Origin of the sequence: Micromonospora sp. NPDC005171 (genome assembly GCF_040608575.1) — a bacterium.
Classification (GTDB): domain Bacteria; phylum Actinomycetota; class Actinomycetes; order Mycobacteriales; family Micromonosporaceae; genus Micromonospora.
This window is the reverse complement of the sequence record NZ_JBEXIM010000031.1, coordinates 49,761-67,781: the sequence shown is the minus strand read 5'-3', so window position 1 is coordinate 67,781 and position 18,021 is coordinate 49,761. Positions and strand designations below refer to the sequence as shown.

17 protein-coding genes and 1 pseudogene are annotated in these 18,021 nt (G+C 70.7%); 13 read left to right on the top strand and 5 right to left on the bottom strand.

Features of this window, described 5'->3' with window-relative positions; genetic code table 11:
• Positions 1–167: 167 nt before the first annotated feature.
• Positions 168–1,337 (bottom strand): galactokinase, encoded by a 1,170-nt coding sequence (gene galK / locus ABZU74_RS26520; RefSeq protein ID WP_355429057.1) that lies wholly within the window; start codon positions 1,335–1,337, stop codon positions 168–170.
• Between the two features lie 56 nt (positions 1,338–1,393).
• Positions 1,394–2,377 carry a UDP-glucose 4-epimerase GalE gene (gene galE, locus ABZU74_RS26515; RefSeq protein WP_355429055.1) on the bottom strand — a complete coding sequence of 328 codons (984 nt, stop codon included), beginning with the start codon at positions 2,375–2,377 and terminating at the stop codon, positions 1,394–1,396.
• A 195-nt stretch (positions 2,378–2,572) separates the two neighbouring features.
• On the opposite strand from galE, the pseudogene ABZU74_RS26510 reads away from it, so the two are divergent.
• The 6 genes and pseudogenes from ABZU74_RS26510 to ABZU74_RS26485 all read left to right on the top strand — a co-directional run.
• Positions 2,573–3,526, top strand: a pseudogene (locus tag ABZU74_RS26510) (hemolysin family protein); the annotation flags it as partial.
• A 273-nt stretch (positions 3,527–3,799) separates the two neighbouring features.
• Entirely contained in the window at positions 3,800–4,825 is a 1,026-nt protein-coding gene (trpS, locus tag ABZU74_RS26505; protein WP_355429052.1) for a tryptophan--tRNA ligase, read from the top strand.
• Between the two features lie 25 nt (positions 4,826–4,850).
• Positions 4,851–5,420, top strand: a complete 570-nt coding sequence (locus tag ABZU74_RS26500; RefSeq protein WP_355429049.1) for a 2'-5' RNA ligase family protein — start codon at positions 4,851–4,853, stop codon at positions 5,418–5,420.
• Between the two features lie 139 nt (positions 5,421–5,559).
• On the top strand, positions 5,560–6,486 hold the full coding sequence (locus ABZU74_RS26495) for a YhjD/YihY/BrkB family envelope integrity protein (RefSeq protein WP_355429047.1): 927 nt from the start codon (positions 5,560–5,562) through the stop codon (positions 6,484–6,486).
• The gene (locus ABZU74_RS26490; protein WP_355429044.1) at positions 6,486–6,872 is read left to right on the top strand and encodes a GntR family transcriptional regulator; all 387 of its coding nucleotides are present in this window, start codon (positions 6,486–6,488) and stop codon (positions 6,870–6,872) included. The genes ABZU74_RS26495 and ABZU74_RS26490 overlap by 1 nt, the downstream gene beginning before the upstream one ends.
• 81 nt (positions 6,873–6,953) lie before the next feature.
• Positions 6,954–7,391 (top strand): hypothetical protein, encoded by a 438-nt coding sequence (locus ABZU74_RS26485; protein ID WP_091394593.1) that lies wholly within the window; start codon positions 6,954–6,956, stop codon positions 7,389–7,391.
• Between the two features lie 10 nt (positions 7,392–7,401).
• On the opposite strand, the gene ABZU74_RS26480 is transcribed toward ABZU74_RS26485, so the two are convergent.
• From ABZU74_RS26480 to ABZU74_RS26470, 3 genes are all read right to left on the bottom strand, one after another.
• The gene (locus ABZU74_RS26480) at positions 7,402–7,773 is read right to left on the bottom strand and encodes a VOC family protein (protein WP_355429040.1); all 372 of its coding nucleotides are present in this window, start codon (positions 7,771–7,773) and stop codon (positions 7,402–7,404) included.
• Between the two features lie 207 nt (positions 7,774–7,980).
• Positions 7,981–9,615, bottom strand: a complete 1,635-nt coding sequence (locus tag ABZU74_RS26475) for a glycoside hydrolase family 13 protein (protein WP_355429037.1) — start codon at positions 9,613–9,615, stop codon at positions 7,981–7,983.
• 32 nt (positions 9,616–9,647) lie between these two features.
• Positions 9,648–10,694, bottom strand: coding sequence for a LacI family DNA-binding transcriptional regulator (locus ABZU74_RS26470; RefSeq protein ID WP_355429034.1), 1,047 nt, complete (start codon positions 10,692–10,694; stop codon positions 9,648–9,650).
• A 199-nt stretch (positions 10,695–10,893) separates the two neighbouring features.
• Here ABZU74_RS26470 and ABZU74_RS26465 point away from each other — a divergent pair, with 199 nt between their 5' ends.
• From ABZU74_RS26465 to ABZU74_RS26435, 7 genes are all read left to right on the top strand, one after another.
• Entirely contained in the window at positions 10,894–12,141 is a 1,248-nt protein-coding gene (locus ABZU74_RS26465; RefSeq protein WP_355429031.1) for a maltose ABC transporter substrate-binding protein, read from the top strand.
• Positions 12,141–13,784: an ABC transporter permease subunit gene (locus tag ABZU74_RS26460; RefSeq protein ID WP_355429028.1), complete on the top strand. Its 1,644-nt coding sequence runs from the start codon at positions 12,141–12,143 to the stop codon at positions 13,782–13,784. The genes ABZU74_RS26465 and ABZU74_RS26460 overlap by 1 nt, the downstream gene beginning before the upstream one ends.
• The gene (locus tag ABZU74_RS26455) at positions 13,781–14,665 is read left to right on the top strand and encodes a sugar ABC transporter permease (protein ID WP_355429025.1); all 885 of its coding nucleotides are present in this window, start codon (positions 13,781–13,783) and stop codon (positions 14,663–14,665) included. Before ABZU74_RS26460 ends, ABZU74_RS26455 begins: the two co-directional genes overlap by 4 nt.
• Before the next feature lie 169 nt (positions 14,666–14,834).
• Complete coding sequence (locus tag ABZU74_RS26450) at positions 14,835–15,557, top strand: glycosyltransferase family 2 protein (RefSeq protein WP_355429022.1); 723 nt, start codon at positions 14,835–14,837, stop codon at positions 15,555–15,557.
• Positions 15,554–15,964 (top strand): hypothetical protein, encoded by a 411-nt coding sequence (locus ABZU74_RS26445; RefSeq protein WP_355429019.1) that lies wholly within the window; start codon positions 15,554–15,556, stop codon positions 15,962–15,964. Before ABZU74_RS26450 ends, ABZU74_RS26445 begins: the two co-directional genes overlap by 4 nt.
• A gap of 3 nt (positions 15,965–15,967) precedes the next feature.
• Positions 15,968–17,335, top strand: a complete 1,368-nt coding sequence (locus ABZU74_RS26440; protein ID WP_355429016.1) for a hypothetical protein — start codon at positions 15,968–15,970, stop codon at positions 17,333–17,335.
• Between the two features lie 69 nt (positions 17,336–17,404).
• The gene (locus ABZU74_RS26435) at positions 17,405–17,746 is read left to right on the top strand and encodes a hypothetical protein (protein WP_091397247.1); all 342 of its coding nucleotides are present in this window, start codon (positions 17,405–17,407) and stop codon (positions 17,744–17,746) included.
• Positions 17,747–18,021: the final 275 nt, after the last annotated feature.

Genomic DNA, 18,021 nt, shown 5'->3' with positions numbered 1-18,021 from the left:
GGCCGGCCCGCGCCGGGGCCCCGCCGCCGGGCGGGCCGCGCCCGGTGGCTTGCGCCTGCCGGTAAGTTCGTGATCTATCCAGTATGTTGGCCCCTCGCACGTCAGGCGAGGCCACTACTTCCATGAACAAGCACGATCATCGGGCCCGGCCCGGCCCGGGTGGGGGGTTAGGGCAGTCGGGTGGCGCCGGGGGAGGGAAGGACCGTGATGGTGCCGGGGGCGGTGAAGCCACGTTCGGCGTACGCCTCGGTCACGGCGGCGGCTGTCGCATCGGCCCGGTCGGCCTCGATCAGCGCGAGCACGCATCCGCCGAAACCGCCGCCGGTCATCCGGGCGCCCAGCGCACCGGCCGCCAACGCCGCCTCGACCGCTGTGTCGATCTCCGGCACGGTGATCTCGAAGTCGTCCCGCATCGAGACGTGGGAGGCGGTCAGCAGCGGGCCGATGTCGCGGACCCGGGCGGCGCGGAGCAGCGCCACCGTGTCCAGTACGCGCTGGTCCTCGGTCACCACGTGCCGGACCCGTCGCCGGGTCTCCTCGTCGTCGAGCTGCGCCAACGCGGCGTCGAGCTGGTCGATGCCCACGTCGCGCAGGGCGGCGACGCCGAGCGCGCTGGCCCCGGCCTCACAGGAGCGCCGGCGGGCCGCGTATTCCCCGTCGGCGTGGCGGTGCGGTGCCCGGCTGTCGATGACCAGCACCGCCAGCCCGGCGGCGTCCAACTCGAACGGGATGTGCTCAACCGACTCGTCGCGGCAGTCGAGGAAGAGGGCGTGCCCAGCGCGGCATCGGATCGCCGCGGACTGGTCCATGATGCCTGTCGGCGCGCCCACGTAGACGTTCTCCGCCCGCTGCGCCAGCCGGGGTTGCAGTGCCGGGGCAAGCTCCAGCTCGCCGAGGTCGAGCAGGGCAGCCAGCACGGCTGACTCCAGCGCGGCCGAGGAGGAGAGCCCGGCGCCCAGCGGCACGTCGGAGGCGATCGCCAGCCGCGCACCCGGCACCTGGTGACCTGCCTCGCGCAGCGCCCAGACCACCCCGGCGACGTACGCGCCCCAGCCGGTGACCCGTCCCGGCTCGGCGACGTCGTCCGCGCCGAAGGTGATCGCCTCGCCGGAAAGCTCGGACCAGACCGTCCAGTGCTCCCCGTCCTGTCGGTCGGCCGCGACGACGGTGCGCATCGGCAGCGCGAACGGCAGCACGAAGCCTTCGTTGTAGTCGGTGTGCTCACCGATCAGGTTGACCCGGCCCGGGGCCGCCCAGCGGCCGGAGGCCTGGCCACCGAACTGCGCGGAGAAGCCGGCGGCAGCCCGCTCGGCGACATCATCGGTCGGCTGGGTCACGGTGCCTTCCTTCGTTCGCGACTGCGGGGCTCGCAAACCCGGCTCACTCCTCGCGCTCACCGTTGCCCCAGGATGTGCGCGCGGTAGAACGCCCAGGCATCCCCGACCATGTCGTGCAGGGTCGGCTTCTGCGGCACCCAGCCCAGCTCGTCGCGGGCCAGCGCGGAGGACGCGACCAGCTCGGCCGGGTCGCCCTCGCGGCGCGGGGCGACCTCGACGGGCAGCTGGTGCCCGGTGACCTCGCGGACCACGTCGACGACCTGGCGGTTGGTGAAGCCGTTGCCGTTGCCCAGGTTGTAGATCCGGTGCTGGCCGCTGGTGGCGGCGTCCAGCGCCAGCAGATGCGCGCGGGCCAGGTCGGCGACGTGGATGTAGTCGCGGACGCAGGTGCCGTCAACTGTGGGGTAGTCGTCCCCGAAGAGCTGGAGCTTCTCTCGCCGGCCGGCGGCGACGTCCAGCGCGATCGGGATCAGGTGCGTCTCCGGGTCGTGTCGCTCGCCGAGCGTGATGTCGCCGTCGAGGTGGGCGCCGGCCACGTTGAAGTAGCGCAGCGACACGGCGGCCAGCCCGTGCGCGATCGCCTCGGAGGTGAGTGCCATGTCGACGGCGAGTTTGGTGGCGCCGTACGTGTTGGTGGGCGCCTTGACCGCGTTTTCGGTGATGGGCAGCTCGGTGGGGTTGCCGTAGACGGCGGCGGTGGAGGAGAAGACCATCCGGGGCACCCCGGCGGCGCGGACCGCGTCGATCAGGGCGAGCGTGCCGATGGTGTTGTTCTGCCAGTACAGCTCCGGCTTGACCATCGACTCGCCGGCGGCGATCAGGGCGGCGAAGTGCAGCACCCCGTCGAACCCGGCGTCTGCGGTGATGACGCGGGCGGCGTCGTGGATGGACGCCTCCACGTGGGTGGCGTCCGGGGCGAGGGCCTCGCGGTGGCCGGTGCGCAGATCGTCCAGGATGACCACCTGGTGACCTGCGTCGAGCAGCATCCGGGTCACCACGCTCCCGATGAAGCCGGCGCCCCCGGTGACGAGCAGTTTCACGTCGTTGCCTCCTGCCTGGCCCGCCCGGGACGTGGCCCTTCGGTGATCACACTAGGGCGGTGGCCGGCGCCCTCGCCGATGCCACCGTCAACCCCATTCCATCATAATCTTTCATGATTAAACAGAGCCGAACATTCGAGCGCCGCTCCGCGTGATCCCCGGTGCGGTGGGCACCCGGTGTCTACCATCTCTGTCATGCGGGAAGTGGCCCGTACCGGGCTCCGGCGGCACGCGCGGGCGCACCCCCGTCGCGACCCCGGTCCGCTCGCCCGGGCCGTCGCCCGGGTGCTGGTCCGCGCCGCGGACGGCGCCACCCGACTCGTCACCGATCTGCTCGGGACCGGTCCGACGGCCGGCCGGGAGCACATCTCCGAGGCCGATCTGCGGGACCTGGTCGCGGCGAACACGGTGCTCGACCCGGACGAGCGGCGGATCATCGACGAGGTCCTGGTGGCCGGCGCCAGTCTGATTCGCGAAGTGATGATGCCGCGCACCGAGGTGGTCTTCCTCCCGGCGCGGCTGACCATCGACGAAGCCGCCCGACTGGTCCGCGCCGAGACGCACACCCGTTACCCGGTCACCGACGGCACCCATGACGACGTGGTCGGCTTCGTGCACCTCCGTGACGTGCTGCTGCGTCCGGACGCCGACCCGTGCGTCACCGTCGGCGAGTTGGCCCGGGAGGTGAAGCGGCTCCCGGGCAGCAAACGGGTGCTCGCCGCGCTGACCGAGATGCGCCGGGAGGGCCAGCACCTCGCGGTGGTGGTCGACGAGTACGGCGGCACGGCCGGGATCGTCACCCTGGAGGATCTCATCGAGGAGTTGGTCGGTGAGATCCACGACGAGTACGACGCCGCCCCGGACCCGGCGCACGACGGCCTGCCCGCCGTGGTGGACGGGCGACTCAACCTCGCCGACTTCGCGGAGCGAACCGGGGTGGCACTTCCCGCCGGACCGTACGAGACGGTGGGCGGGTTCGTCATGGCCGCGCTGGGCCGGCTTCCGGTGACCGGCGACGAGGTGCCGGTGCCCGCCGAACCCGCCGACGTCGGCGCGTCCGATCCGGCCGAACCGTCGGCCGGCTGGCTGCTGCGGGTGCTCGCGTTGGACGGCCGCCGGGTGGCCCAACTCGCCGTCTCCGCCGCCCGCACCACCGAGCAGCACCGCGAGCAGAGCACCGAGCAGCGCCGCGAGCAGACCACCGAGCAGCGCCGCGGGTACGACGCCGAGCCGGCCCCGGCGGGCGGTCCCGAACAGGCCCGGGAGGCGGTGGCGGGGCAGCACCGGCGGGTCACTGTCGGGCCGACGCGCCGGGTCGGCGTGGGCGAACCACGCGAGGTCAGCACCCCGGCACCGGCGGGCCGGAGCCGACCCGCCGGCCCGTCATGACGGACTGGGTTGCTTGCTGACAGAATTATCGCCATGTCCGACGTTCCCGCGCGGCCCCGCGTCTTCTCCGGCATCCAGCCGACAGCCGACTCGTTCCACCTCGGCAACTATCTGGGTGCGGTGCGGCACTGGGTGGCACTACAGGACACCCACGACGCGTTCTACTGCGTGGTGGACCTGCACGCCATCACCGCGGGGCACGACCCGGCGCTGCTGCGCCAGCGCACCAGGGTTGCCGCGGCTCAGCTCTTCGCGGTCGGGCTCGACCCGGAACGCAGCACCCTGTTCGTCCAGTCGCAGGTGCCTGAGCACCCGCAGTTGGCCTGGGTGCTCGGCTGCATCACCGGCTTCGGTGAGGCCAGCCGGATGACCCAGTTCAAGGACAAGTCGCAGAAGCAGGGCAACGAGCGGGCCAGCGTCGGGCTGTTCACCTATCCGGTCCTGCAGGCCGCCGACATCCTGCTCTACCAGGCCAACGCGGTGCCGGTCGGCGAGGACCAGCGCCAGCACCTGGAGCTCTCCCGGGATCTGGCCCAGCGGTTCAACTCGCTGTTCGGCGCGACCTTCACGGTGCCCGCGCCGCACATCGTGAAGGACACTGCCAAGATCACCGACTTGCAGGACCCGACCGCGAAGATGTCGAAGTCGTCGTCATCGCCGGCCGGCATCATCGACCTGCTCGACGATCCGGCCCGGTCCGCGAAGAAGATCCGTTCGGCGGTGACCGACACCGGTCGGGAGATCGTCTTCGACGCCGAGACCAAGCCCGGCGTGTCCAACCTGTTGACCATCCACTCGGCGCTCAGCGGTCGCAGCATCGACGAGCTGGTGGCCGCGTACGCGGGCCGCGGCTACGGCGATCTGAAGAAGGACCTGGCCGAGGTGGTGACGGACTTCGTCCGTCCGATCCAGGAACGCACCCGCGCCTACCTCGACGATCCGGCGCAGCTGGACAAGCTGCTCGCGGCCGGCGCGGAGAAGGCCCGTGCGGTGGCCGCGACGACCCTGCGGTCCGCGTACGAGCGGGTGGGATTCTTCCCGCCGGTGCGCGGCGAGTAGCGCCGCGGTACAGGTGGACGGGTCGGTGCTCGGAGGGGCGGCGCGCAGCGTGGATCGCAGTGGCGGGGTGCCGCCGACCGGCGACACCATCCAGATCGGCATCGCGGTGGACATCCCCGAGCCGTGGGGTGCCCAGCTGACGCGTCGGCGGGTCGAGGCCGGTGATCCGCTGGCGGTGCCCGCGCACGTGACGTTGCTCGGTCCCACCGAGATCCGGACGGCCAACCTGCCCGCGGTCGAGCGGCACCTGGCCGCCGTCGCCGCCGCGCACCTGCCGTTCACGCTGCACCTGCGGGGCACCGGCACGTTCCGTCCGGTCACCCAGGTGGTGTTCGTCGCTGTGGCCGCCGGGATCAGCGAATGCGAGTTGCTGGCCGCGGCCATCGCCGCGGCGCCGGGCCTGCACCGCGAGCTCCGCTTCCCGTACCATCCGCACGTCACAGTGGCGCAGGACGTGGCACCGGAGGCCCTGGACAAGGTGTACGAGGATCTGGCCGACTTCTCCGCGATGTTCGAGGTCGACGCGTTCACCCTCTTCTCGCACAGCGGGCAGGCGAGGTGGCAGCCGCGTCGCGACTTCTGCCTCGGCGACTGAAGCGCCGGCAGCCGAGCCGCCGGCAGACGGATCGCCGGCGACCGGACCGCCGGCAACTGATGAGTCGGCGACGCGGTGGCCGGCGAGCACCCGAAGCCGGTTGCCCCTACAGCGGTGGGAGATCGGCGAGGATGATCGCGTGAACGTGATCGGCCAGATCGAGGCGGGCATCGACCGCTGGGTGAGCGCCGCGCGCCACCGGTCGGGGCTCTTCGATCATGTGTGGCGGGCCGGCGTGCTGTACGGCGAGGTGCTGGCCGGCCGGTTGGCCGCCGCCATCGCCTACTACGGCTTCTTCGCTGTGTTCGCCCTCGCCCTGGTGGCGTTCTCCATCTTCGGCGCGATCCTGGAGGACAACGACGAGGTCAGCGCGGCGGCGGCCGACTTCCTCAAGGAGAACCTGCCGTTCCTGGACGCCGAGCAGATCGCCAACTCCAGCGGCACTGTCGGTGTGGTCGGCCTGGTCATCCTGGTCTTCACCGGGATCGGCTGGGTGGAGGCCATTAGATCCTCGCAGCGGCTGATGTACCGGCTCAACCAGCAGCCGGGCAATCTGGTGGTGCGGCGGCTCGTCGACCTGGGCGTGATGATCGGTGTATTCGTGCTGCTCGGCGTCTCGGTCGCGGCGGTGGACGCGCTGGAGTCGTTGCTGCGTTTCCTGCTGCGCAGCACCGGGTCGGTCGGTCTGACCACGATCAGCGCGGTGCTCAGCGTGCTTGTCAACACCGTGCTCGCCACCGCGCTGCTGCTCGCCGTGCCCCGGCTGCGGATGAGCCGGTCCCGGCTGCGCCCGGTGGTGCTGCTGGTGGCGATCGGCATCACGCTGCTGAACACCGTCGGGCGGTACTACGTGGTGCGGACCGAGCGGAATCCGGCGTACACCGTGGTGGCCGGTGCCGTCGGTCTGCTGCTCTACCTCTACCTGCTCAACCAGTTGGTGCTGTTCGGCGCGGCGCTCCTGGCGACCAGCACCAACGGCCGAGTGGTGGATCTGGCGGAGACCCCCGTCCCACCCAAGGATGTCGACGAGGGCATCGATCCCGGTACGCCGGGCGGTGCGGGCTGATGACGGAAGGCACGCAGATGCTGATCTCGGTCGATCCGGACTCGTCGGTGCCTCCGTACGAGCAGGTGCGGGTGCAGCTCGCCGAGTTGATCGGCGACGGCCGGTTGCCGGTGGGCAGCCGACTGCCCACCGTCCGGCAGCTCGCCGCCGATCTGCGGTTGGCCGCGAACACCGTGGCTCGCGCCTACCGGGAGTTGGAAGCGGCCGGGCTGCTGGAGACCCGGGGGCGCAACGGCACCTTCGTCGCCCCGGGGCGGGACGACGCCGTCGACCGGTTGCAGCGGGTGGCGGCCGGCTACGCGGCGGAGGCGGCCCGGCTCGGTGTGCCGCCGGCCACCGCGTTGGCCCTGGTTCGCGCCGCCCTGGACGCTGTCCGCCCCGGCTGACCGGTCGCCGATCGACAGTCGGACGGGCGATAACTGAGGAGAACGGCGCCGACGCTCGCGTTCGCGGACCATGATGAGCCGGTGGGCGCACTCATGACACTGGACCTGCCGGCGGACTCGCCGCTCCTCGGCCTGCCGTGGATCATCACCTTCGGTCCGCTCGGTGATCTCGACGAGTGGGAGCCGGTGGTCTGTGGGCCGTACGAGCGACCGCACGCGTTGGCCCTGGCCGAGGCGGTGGTGGCCGAGGAGCAGTTGATGGCCGTGGTGGAGCCGTTGCTGCCGGCGCTGTCCGCCGACGAGATCCGCAGCGAGATCGCCGCCGCGCAGGTCGCCGCCGAGGACGAGGCCCGTCAGGTGGAGGGGGCCGACCTGTACGGGGACTTCGAGGACGTGATCGACGAGGAGCTGGACGCGGCGGCCGACGAGGCCGGCCACGGTGAGCCCGCCGAACCGCCGGACGAGGCCGAGGTACGCGCCGGCTTCACCCGGATCGCGGCGTTGCTCACCGCGAAGTGAGCGCGAGACGTCAGCGGGTCGGCGCCCGGTCCAGCACGCAGAACTCGTTGCCCTCGGGATCGGCGAGCACCGTGAACTGCTCGGCCCCGGTCTGCCCGACGTCGACCTGCCGCGCGCCGAGGCTCAGCAGCCGCCGTACCTCGGCCTGGGGGTCCGCGTCCGCGACCAGGTCGAGGTGCAGCCGGTTCTTGCCCCGCTTGGCGGTGCCCGAGCCCTGCAACCAGACGGTGGGCGCGGCGACGGACGGCTGCCCCGGCGGCCAGAGCTTGGCGCTGCCGTCGTCGCCCTGCTCGACCTCGTAACCGAGCGCCGCCGACCAGAACGAGACCATCAGGTCCAGGTCCTCGACGTCGAGCGTGCACTGGGCGATCCGTACCACCATGGGGTCACCTCCGTCGCGATGGTGCCCGATGCGGTACCCGTGCCATCTGCGGGTCTAACCACCGGCGGTGTACGGACACCGGCGCCACACGGAGCGGACTCCGCGTGGCGCCGGTGGCACCTCACCCCCCACCACAAGGGGCCGGTAGCCCAGTCGCCCGTCGGCGCGGGGCACAACGAACGACCAGGTCGAGAACGAGTTACCCGTTCAGCGCTGTTCCAACCAGACTGCCGCGTCAATTGGCAGCAGCTGACCGGAGCCCTGTTCGGTGAGCTCGTCGCTGGCGACGAGCGGCTGACCGTACCCGTCGATCAGGACCGGCGCGCCGCTGAGGTTGACCACGCAGGTCAGCACGGTCGCGCCGGCGGTGCGGGAGAAGGCCAGCACGCCCGGCTCGGTCTTCCGCCAGGTGACCCCGTCGGCGTCGAGGGCGAGCGCCGGATGTTCGTGCCGGATCCGCAGCGCGGCCCGGTACAGCTCCAGGGTGGAGCCGGGCACGTCGGTCTGCGCCGTGACGGACAGCGCCTCCCAGACCGCCGGGGCGGGGAGCCAGCTCAGCTCGCTGCCGGCCGGCCCGAAGCCGTACGGGGCCAACTCGCCGCTCCACGGGATGGGCACCCGGCAGCCGTCGCGGCTCTCGCCGGTGCGCAGGAACGCCGGATCCTGGCGCAGCTCGTCGGGGAGGTCGAGGACCTCCGGCAGGCCCAGTTCCTCGCCCTGGTAGAGGTAGGCGCAGCCGGGCAGGGCGAGCATCAGCAGGCTGGCGGCGCGGGCCCGGCGCAGCCCTTCGGCACCGTCTCCGTACCGGGTGACGTGCCGCTGCTTGTCATGGTTGGAGAGCACCCAGGTGGTCGGCGCCCCGACCACTGTCGCCTCGGCCAGCGCGGTGTCGATCACCTTGCGGAACGAGTCGGCCGACCAGGTGGCGTCGAGGAAGTCGAAGCTGAACGCCTGGTGCAACTCGTCCGGGCCGATGTAGCGGGCCAGCCGCTGCGGTGTCTCGGCCCACGCCTCGGCGACCGCCATCCGACCGCCCGGGTAGCTGTCCAGGATGGGCCGCCAGGCCCGGTAGATCTCGTGCACCTCGTCTTGGTCGAAGTAGGGCAGCCGGCCCTTGCCGAGCAGTTCGACCTGGCGCTGGCCGGTGGTCGTCGAGCTGAAGCCGACGTCCGGCAGCCCTTCCGCCTTGATCATGCCGTGCGCCACGTCGACGCGGAATCCGTCCACGCCCCGGTCCAGCCAGAACCGCAGCACGTCCTCGAACTCGGCGCGAACCTCCGGGTGGCGCCAGTTCAGGTCCGGCTGCGACGGGTCGAACAGGTGCAGGTACCACTGACCGTCAGCGATCCGGGTCCAGGCGGGGCCGCCGAAGATGCTCTCCCAGTCGTTCGGGGGCAACTCGCCGTGCGCGCCCTGACCGTCTGCGAAGAGGTAGCGGGCCCGCTCCGGTGAGCCGGGGCCGGCGGCGAGCGCGGCGGTGAACCACTGGTGCGCGCTGGAGGTGTGGTTGGGCACCAGGTCGACGATGATCCGCAGGCCGTGCGCGTGCGCGTCGGTGATCATCGCGTCGAAGTCGTCGAGGGTACCGAACATCGGGTCGACGTCCCGGTAGTCGGCCACGTCGTACCCGCCGTCGATCATGGGCGAGGTGTAGAAGGGGGTCAGCCAGAGCGCGTCCACCCCGAGGTCGCGCAGGTAGGGCAGGCGCTGCCGGATGCCCTGGAGGTCGCCGGTGCCGTCGCCGTCGCTGTCGGCGAAGCTGCGGACGTAGACCTGGTAGACGACCGCGGAGCGCCACCAGTCGTCGTCGGTGGCGTGCGGCGGGGTGGCGGTGCTGATCATTCGAGCAATATGCCGGCCCGTCGCTGCAAGAGTCAAGCAGATCTTGCGTAAGAGAGGCGGGCGGAACTCGGCGCGACAGCTGTGGAGCCGCGCACCACCAGCTCGGGGCGGAACAGGTACTCCGAGTGCGGGGCGCCGTGCCCGTTGATCTCGTCCACCAGGGCGCGGACGGCGGCCACCGCCATCGCGGTGACCGGCTGCCGCATGGTGGTCAGCGGCGGGTCGGTGAAGGCCATCAGCGGGGAGTCGTCGTAGCCGACCACGGAGAGGCCCTCGGGCACGTTGAGGCCGCGTTGGCGCGCAGCCCGGACCGCGCCGAGCGCCATCAGGTCGGAGCCGCAGACCACCCCGGTGACGCCCCGGTCCAGCAGTCGGCCGGCCGCGGCCTCGCCACCCTCCACTCCGAACAGTGACAGCTCGGCCAGTGGGCCCAGGTCGGCTTCGGCGACGCCGGCCAGCCGGGTCATCGCGGAGCGCCAGCCGGCCACCTTGCGCTGCACCGGGACGAACCGGTCCGGGCCGGTGATCAGGCCGATCCGCCGGTGCCCGAGCGCGACCAGGTGGGCGACGGCCAGCTCGGCCGCCTCCCGGTCGTCGCAGGAGACGAAGGGCGCGCCGATGCCGGGCACGTACCCGTTGATCATTACGACCGGCAACGGCCGGGCGAGCAGCGCCCGGTAGCGGTCGTGGTTGGCGGCGGTGTCGGCGTGCAGGCCGGAGACGAAGACGATCCCGGAGACCTGCCGGTCCAGCAGCATCTCCACGTACTCGTCCTCGGTCACGCCGCCGGCGGTCTGGGTGCAGAGCACCGGGGTGAACCCGCTCTGCGCCAGGGTCGACTCGATGACCTGGGCGAAGGCGGGGAAGATCGGGTTGTCCAGCTCCGGCACCACCAGGCCGACCAGCCCGGCGCTGCGCTTCCGCAGCCGGGCCGGGCGCTCGTACCCGAGCACGTCGAGGGCGGTGAGGACGGCCTGTCGGGTCTCCGGGGCCACGCCGGGGCGGTCGTTGAGCACCCGCGACACCGTGGCCTCGCTGACTTCGGCCTGCTGGGCGATGTCGGACAGTCGAGCGCGCATGGCGGCACTTTAGCCCACCGGCAAGTTCTTGCGGGGTGCTCTGCAAGCCCTTCCATTACTTGCAACGTCTTGCTAACGTCCCCGCAACATGCGAGAGCAGCGGCGCAACATCCCTGCGCCGGATGGCAAGAACTTCCAGAGGTTTCCACTGGCGGGCCGCCCTTCCCCCGGCGGACCCGCCATGACGACAGGAGCACCGATGCGCATCCGTACCGCGGGTGTGGTCGCCCTCTTCGCCCTGGCGCTCGCCGCCTCAGGCTGCGGTGGCGACAGCGACGAGCCGGCCGCGAAGGACACCCCCAAGGCCGCCGGCGGCAAACTGGTGATCTGGGCGGACGACAAGCGGACCGCCGCCCTCAAGCCGTTCGCCGCGAAGTTCGGCCAGGAGAACGGCGTCAGCGTCGAGGTCCAGGCCGTCAGCAAGGACCTGCAGACCAACTTCGTCACCGCGTCCCAGCAGGGCAGCGGCCCGGACGTGGTGGTCGGCGCGCACGACTGGATCGGCAACCTGGTGCAGAACGGCGCCATCGACCCGGTGCAGCTCGCCGCCGAGCAGAAGAGCGCCTTCAACGCGACCGCCATCAAGGCTGTCACCTTCAACGGCCAGCTCTACGGCGTGCCGTACGCGCAGGAGAACCTGGCGCTGATCCGCAACACCGAGCTGGCCCCGGAGGCGCCGAAGACCATTGAGGACATGGTCGCCGCCGGCAGGACGCTCAAGGCGTCCAAGAGGGCCACCGAGACGCTCTGCCTCCAGGTCGGCCAGAACGGCGACGCGTACCACATCTACCCGCTCTACACCTCTGCCGGCGGTTACCTCTTCGGGACCGGCGCCAACGGGGACTACGACCCGAAGGACCTGGGCGTGGGCAAGCCCGAGTCCATCGAAGCCTTCAAGAAGATCGGCGCGCTCGGCGAGAAGGGCGCGGGGGTGCTCAAGCGCTCCATCGCGGACACCAACTCGATCGCCACCTTCACCGGCAAGAAGTGCGCGTACCTGATCTCCGGACCGTGGGCCGTGGCCGACGTCAAGAAGGCCAACATCAAGTACGACGTCTCGGCGATCCCCGGCTTCGCCGGCGGCAAGGAGGCCCAGCCGTTCGTGGGTGTGCAGGCGTTCTACGTCGCCGCCAAGGGCAAGAACAAGGCGCTGGCCCAGGAGTTCGTGGCCAACTACACCACCACACCCGAGCTGGCCGTCGCGCTGTACAACGCCGAACCCCGGCCGCCGGCGCTGACCGCCGCCCTCGACCAGGTCAAGGGCACCGACCCGGACCTGGCCAAGTTCCAGGAGGCGGGCAGGAACGGGCAGGTGCTCCCGGCCATCCCGGCGATGGCAGCGATCTGGGACCCGTTCGGCAAGGCCGAGGCCGCCGTCATCGGTGGGGCCGACCCGACCAGCACCATCACCGCCGCCGGCAAGACCATCTCCGGCCAGATCAAGTAATGAGTACGCCGCTGTCCGGCCCGGGGTCTGCCACGCAGGCGCCGGGCCGGGAGCCCGCCGGCTCCCGCCCTGCGCGCTGGCGTCCGTCGCGCACCCGCGACGACGCGCCGATCACACTGACCGGGCTGGCCGGCAAGGTGCTCCTGCTCGGCCTGACCGCAGGTGTCGCGGTCTGGGCGGCGTTCCCGCTCATCGCCGCCGGAATGTGGGCCGGCCTGGCACTGCTGGCGGCGTCCACCGCCGGGCTGTTCTACCTGTACCTCACCCGTCGACACATCCCCGCCAAGTACCTGGTCCCGGGCACCCTGTTCCTGATCGCCTTCCAGGTCTTCCCGGTGCTCTACACCGCCAGCACCGCCTTCACCAACTTCGGCGACGGGCACCGGGGCAGCAAGGACGACGCGATCGTCGCCATCCAGTCCTCGTCGGTCACCCAGGTCCCCGGGTCCGCCGAGTACGCCCTGTCGATCGCCACGAAGGGCGACCCGGCCACCGGTGCGTTGGTCTTCCTGGTCACCGACCCGGGCACCGGCACGGTCTCCGTCGGCGACACCCACGGGCTGCGCCGACTCGACCCCGCCGACGTCACTGTCGCCACCGGTGGCCGGGTCACCGCCGCCGACGGGTACACAGTGCTCAACGTCGGCCAGGCCAGCTCGCGCAGCAAGGAGATCACCGACCTGGTGGTGCCCACAGCCGGTGGCGCGCTGCGCTCCAGCGGTCTGTCCCGCGCGTACGAGGGCAGGGCGGTGCGGGCGTACGACGCCGGCTGCGACTGTGTCCGGGACGCCGAGACCGGGCGGACCTGGACCGCCGGCGACGAGGCGGGTGCCTTCGTCGCCGCCGACGGTGAGCGGTTGGCCCAGGGCTGGAAGGTCAACGTCGGGCTGGCCAACTTCACCCGGGTGCTCACCGACGAGAAGATCTCCGGCCCGTTCCTGAGCAGTCTCATCTGGAACTTCGCCTTCGCCATCGGCTCCACCGGCGGCACGTTCCTGCTCGGCATGCTGATCGCCCTGGTCCTGCACTCACCCCGCATGCGCGGCACCAACCTCTACCGGGTGGTGCTCGTCCTGCCGTACGCCATGCCGTCGTTCGCGATGCTGCTGGCCTGGCGGGACATGTTCAACGCCGACTTCGGACTGATCAACAGTCTGTTCGGGGTGAATGTGGACTGGTTCGGGCAGGCGTGGTCCGCCCGCTTCGCGGTCATCCTGGTGCAGCTCTGGCTCGGTTACCCGTACATGTTCCTGGTCGCCACCGGAGCGTTGCAGGCCATCCCGCGCGAACTGACCGAGGCGACCTCGGTCGACGGGGCCTCGCCCTGGCAGTCCTTCCGCGCGGTCACCCTGCCGTTGCTGCTGGTCGCGCTCTCCCCGCTGCTGATCTCGTCGTTCGCCTTCAACTTCAACAACTTCAACGCGATCTACCTGACCACGGAGGGCGCTCCCTTCCCCGCCGACAATCCGGCGAACGGCGCCACCGACCTGCTCATCACGTACACCTATCGGCTGGCCTTCGGCGGGCAGGGCGCCCAGTTCGGGTTCGCCGCCGCGATCTCACTGTTCATCTTCGCCATCGTCGCGGTGGTCTCCGCGGTCAGCTTCCGGCGGACCCGCAAACAGGAAGAGGTGTACGCGTGAGCGCGAAGCTCAGCCGGACCGGCCGGCGGCGTAACCGCTGGTTCGCCCAGGTCGGCTGGCGGCATCTGGTGGCGCTGCTCGGCGTGCTGTTCAGCCTGTTCCCGATCGTGTTCGTGCTCTCCGCCGCGCTCAACCCGCTCGGCACGTTGTCCACCACCGAGTTGGTGCCGACCGGCGGGGTGTCCCTCGCCAACTTCGGTGGGCTGTTCGAGCGAACCGCCTTCGGGCGATGGTTCCTCAACTCGCTGTTGATCGCCGGGGTGGCGTCGTTCGCGTCGGTGTTCCTCTCGGCGCTCGCCGCGTACGCCTTCTCCCGGATGCGGTTCCGTGGCCGCCGGGTGGGGCTGCTCTCGCTGCTCCTGATCCAGATGTTCCCGCAGTTCCTGGCGATCGTGGCGATCTACCTGATCTTCGGCACGATCACCGATCTGTGGCCGTCGATCGGCTTCAACACGTCCTGGGGCCTGCTGCTGCTCTACCTGGGTGGCGCGCTCGGTGTGAACACCTGGTTGATGAAGGGCTTCTTCGACACGTTGCCCCGGGAGTTGGACGAGTCGGCGACCATGGACGGTGCCTCGCACGCCCAGGTCTTCTTCCGGATCATGCTGCCGCTGGTGGCACCGATCCTGGCGGTCGCCGGGCTGTTGGCGTTCATCGGCGCCATCAACGAGTTCCTGATGGCCAACGTCTTCCTCACCAGCACCGACTCCAAGACCCTGGCGGTGGGGATGTACGGCCTGTTGGAGGGCAACGAGCGCAACAACAACTTCGGCATCTTCGCGGCCGGCACCCTGTTGACCGCGATCCCGACGGTGCTGGTCTTCCAGTTCCTCCAGCGGTACATCGTCTCCGGGCTGACCTCGGGAGCCGTCAAGGGTTGACACCCGGGGGGCGGCCGATCTCCGGCGGTGCGAGGTAGGGTGCTTCGGCGTCGCGTCGACGCTGCTCCGCGAGAGCGGGTCAGCGAACGCGTGCCGCCCCTGCTTCACTAGCCGCTGGTGGTGCGCCGCCCTTCATCCGCCGTCCGGTGCTGCTCCCGGGGAGACTCTCGTGCAACTGTCGATCTTGATGCCGGTCTACAACGAAGCGGAACGCGTCGCGGAGGCCCTCAAGCAGGCCCTCGCCGTGCCGTACCCGTGTGAGATCGAGATCGTGGTGGTGAACGACGGCAGTACGGACGAGACCGGGGAGATCCTCGCCGGGATGGACGACCCGCGGCTGCGGGTGGTGACGCACCCGCGCAACGCGGGCAAGGGCGCGGCGATCAAAACGGCAGTGGACAGCGCCCGGGGCGAGTACATGGTGATCCTGGACGCCGACCTGGAGTACGACCCCCAGGACATCCCGAAGCTGCTGGCGCCGGTGCTGGAGGGCCACGCGACAGTCGTCTACGGCAACCGCACCTTCGGCAGCCACAGCGCCTACAGCTTCTGGTACGTGGTCGGAAACCGGGGAGTCACCACGGCGGCGAACGTTTTGTTCAACTCCTACATCGGCGACCTGGAGACGTGCTTCAAACTGATGCCGGTGGAGCTGTACCGATCGCTGGACATCCGGTCCCGTGGGTTCGGCATGGAGGCCGAGGTGACAGGCAAGCTGCTGCGGCGGCGGATCCGCCCCTACGACGTGCCGATCACCTACCGGGCGCGGGGCCGCGACGAGGGCAAGAAGATTACCTGGCGGGACGGGGTGGAGGCGCTGTGGATCCTGGGCCGGGAACGAGCCCGGCGTCGTCCCGGTGGCATCCCCGCCAAAACGCTCGCTGACCGATGACGACCACGAAGCACCGGGACCCGACCACCATCGCCCGGGTCGTCGTCGCGCTCCTCGGGGTGGGCTGCCTGCTCCTGACCGTTCAGGGCGCGGTGCAGGCCACCAGCCAGGGCGTCGCCCTGATGAGTGACCGGGAACACGACCTCCACGCACTTCAGCGCCACGTCGACGTGGAGACGCTCTGGCGCCAGTTCGTCGAGCAGGTGCCCCCCGGCAGCCGGATCTCGCTCATCCCGACCCGGACCAACAAGGACCTGTGGCATCAGCGGTTGAGTGAGCTTGCCGCGCTGCGCGGATGTGTGGTCGTCCAGGGAATACAGCAGGACTACTCGGTGGGCGTCGCCTCGGTGCACCGGAAGCGGCCGACGAGCGCCGGCGTGCGGCTGGTCGTACGGAAGGTCGACTGAGACATGGATCCCACCGCGGTCGTCGCCGGACTCGCCCTCCTCGTCGCTGGTTTCCCGCTGGCCCTCGCGATACTGCGCAGCCCCTACCTCGCACTGCTCCTCGCGCCCCTCATGGCGGCGCTCCTGAGCACTGTCGCGGTGGTCCTGATGCTTGTCGTCGGCGGTCCGCTGCCGCTCTGGATCGCCCTGGTGCTGGCCGTCGGGGCGGCCTGCGCCTGGTGGTTGCTGCGCCGCCCCGGCGAGCCGGTGCCGTACGGAGGGTGGTCGCACGCGCTGCTGATCGCTCTACCTCTGCTCCCGCCGTGCCTCATGATCTTCGAGCCGGCCTCCCGCTGGGACGCGCACTCCATCTGGTGGCTGCACGCCGGCTACTTCGCCAACGGGAGCGAGTACGCGCGGGCGGCGATCGGCAGCCCCGCCTTCGTTTTCTCGCACACCGACTACCCACCGCTCGCCTCCGCGCCCGTCGCCGCCGTGTGGAGTGTCGTCGAGCCGGACTTCCGTACCGCCCAGCTCGTTGGCGCGCTGGTCACCGTCTCCGCTGTCGCGATGCTGGTCCACCTGGTCCGGCGGGCGCTGGCTCAGGTGTCCGCGCGGGTGGCCTGGGCACTGGCCATCGCGTTGGGCCTGGCAACCTGGTCGGGCGTCACGTACGGGGTGACCGGCGGGCTCGCCGACGCGCTCTGGTCCGCCGCCTTCGCCGGCGCGGCGGTGGCCCTGCTGCTCAGTCCGGATCCGCTGCGCCGACCCCTGTTGCCGCTGTTGCTGCTGACCGTTGCGGCGCTCAGCAAGAACGAGGGGCTGATCGCCGTCGTGGGCCTCGCCGTGCTTGTCACAGTGCGGGCCCGCGCCGACCTGCGGCGAGCCGCGCTGGTCTGGCTGCCGGTGCTGGCCGGGGGCGCCTGGGCGGCGCTGGTCCGCCTACTGGATGCCCAGTCGGACATCACCAGTGGCAGCCCGGTTGACCGGGGCGCGGACGCGGTGGAGCGGCTCGACCTCACCGTCGAGGCGTTGTGGGACGTGGTTGGCCTGCTGGTGGTGGGCGCCGCCGTGGTGGCGCTGCTCGGCACCGTGTTCCTGCGGGGGCGTCGGCAAGCCGCCGGGTTGGCGGCGGACGGCTGGGTGTGGGCGGCCAACGGCTACTACCTGGCTGTTCTGGTCGGGACCTACGTCTCCGGCCCGAACGACATCGAGTGGTGGCTGGCGACCTCGGTGGATCGGGTGACGTTGCCGGTGACGCTCCTGTCGGCGGTGAGCCTTGCCGGATGGGTGGCTGTCGCGTTCGGCGGTAACAGCCGGGCGGAGTCGCGATCGGTGGACCAGCCCCGTGAGCCGGCCCTGTCGGGTGCCACCCCGACAGCGACCGGTTGATCGACTGATCCGCGCCCGTCGGCGGTTCCCACTACTACAATCCGTCGTTCATGGGGGAGGATGGCGACCGTGGAAGCTCTCAGACTCATCCTTCTCTACGTCCATCTGATCGGGTTCGCCCTGCTGCTCGGTGGCTCGATCGCCCAGTACGCCAGCGGCCGGCTGCGGATCAACCCGGCCATGCTGTGGGGCGCGGTGATCCAGCTGCTGACCGGGCTCGGCCTGTCCGCGCCGCTGCGCGACGGCGACGAGCCCGCGCCGGCAAAACTTGTGACGAAGCTGGTGATCGCACTGCTGATCTTCGTCATGGTCTTCTTCTCGCGGAAGAGGGACGTGGTCAACCGCGGTCATTTCCTCGCGATCGTCGGTCTGACCCTGGTCAACGCGGCGGTCGCGGTCTTTTGGCGGTAACGTCCGAGGAGGAAAACGCCTCCAGAAAACGGACGTTGCGGACGCTGCGGTGCTCGGTTACCAGCACGAAGAGTGACGTGCCCCACGCAAGGGTTACACCCGGGTAACAGGCGCTCAACAGTCGTGCACGATTGTCGGCCGGTGGGTGGGCGCGGGCGTACGCTCCCGTCCGTAACGTGGGACAGCCGGCGGCATACCGCAGGTCGGCTGATGGGCTGCCACCGCATTAGGCGCGGTGTGCAATGGGAAGGAGACGTCTTGCGTTCGGTGCGTGG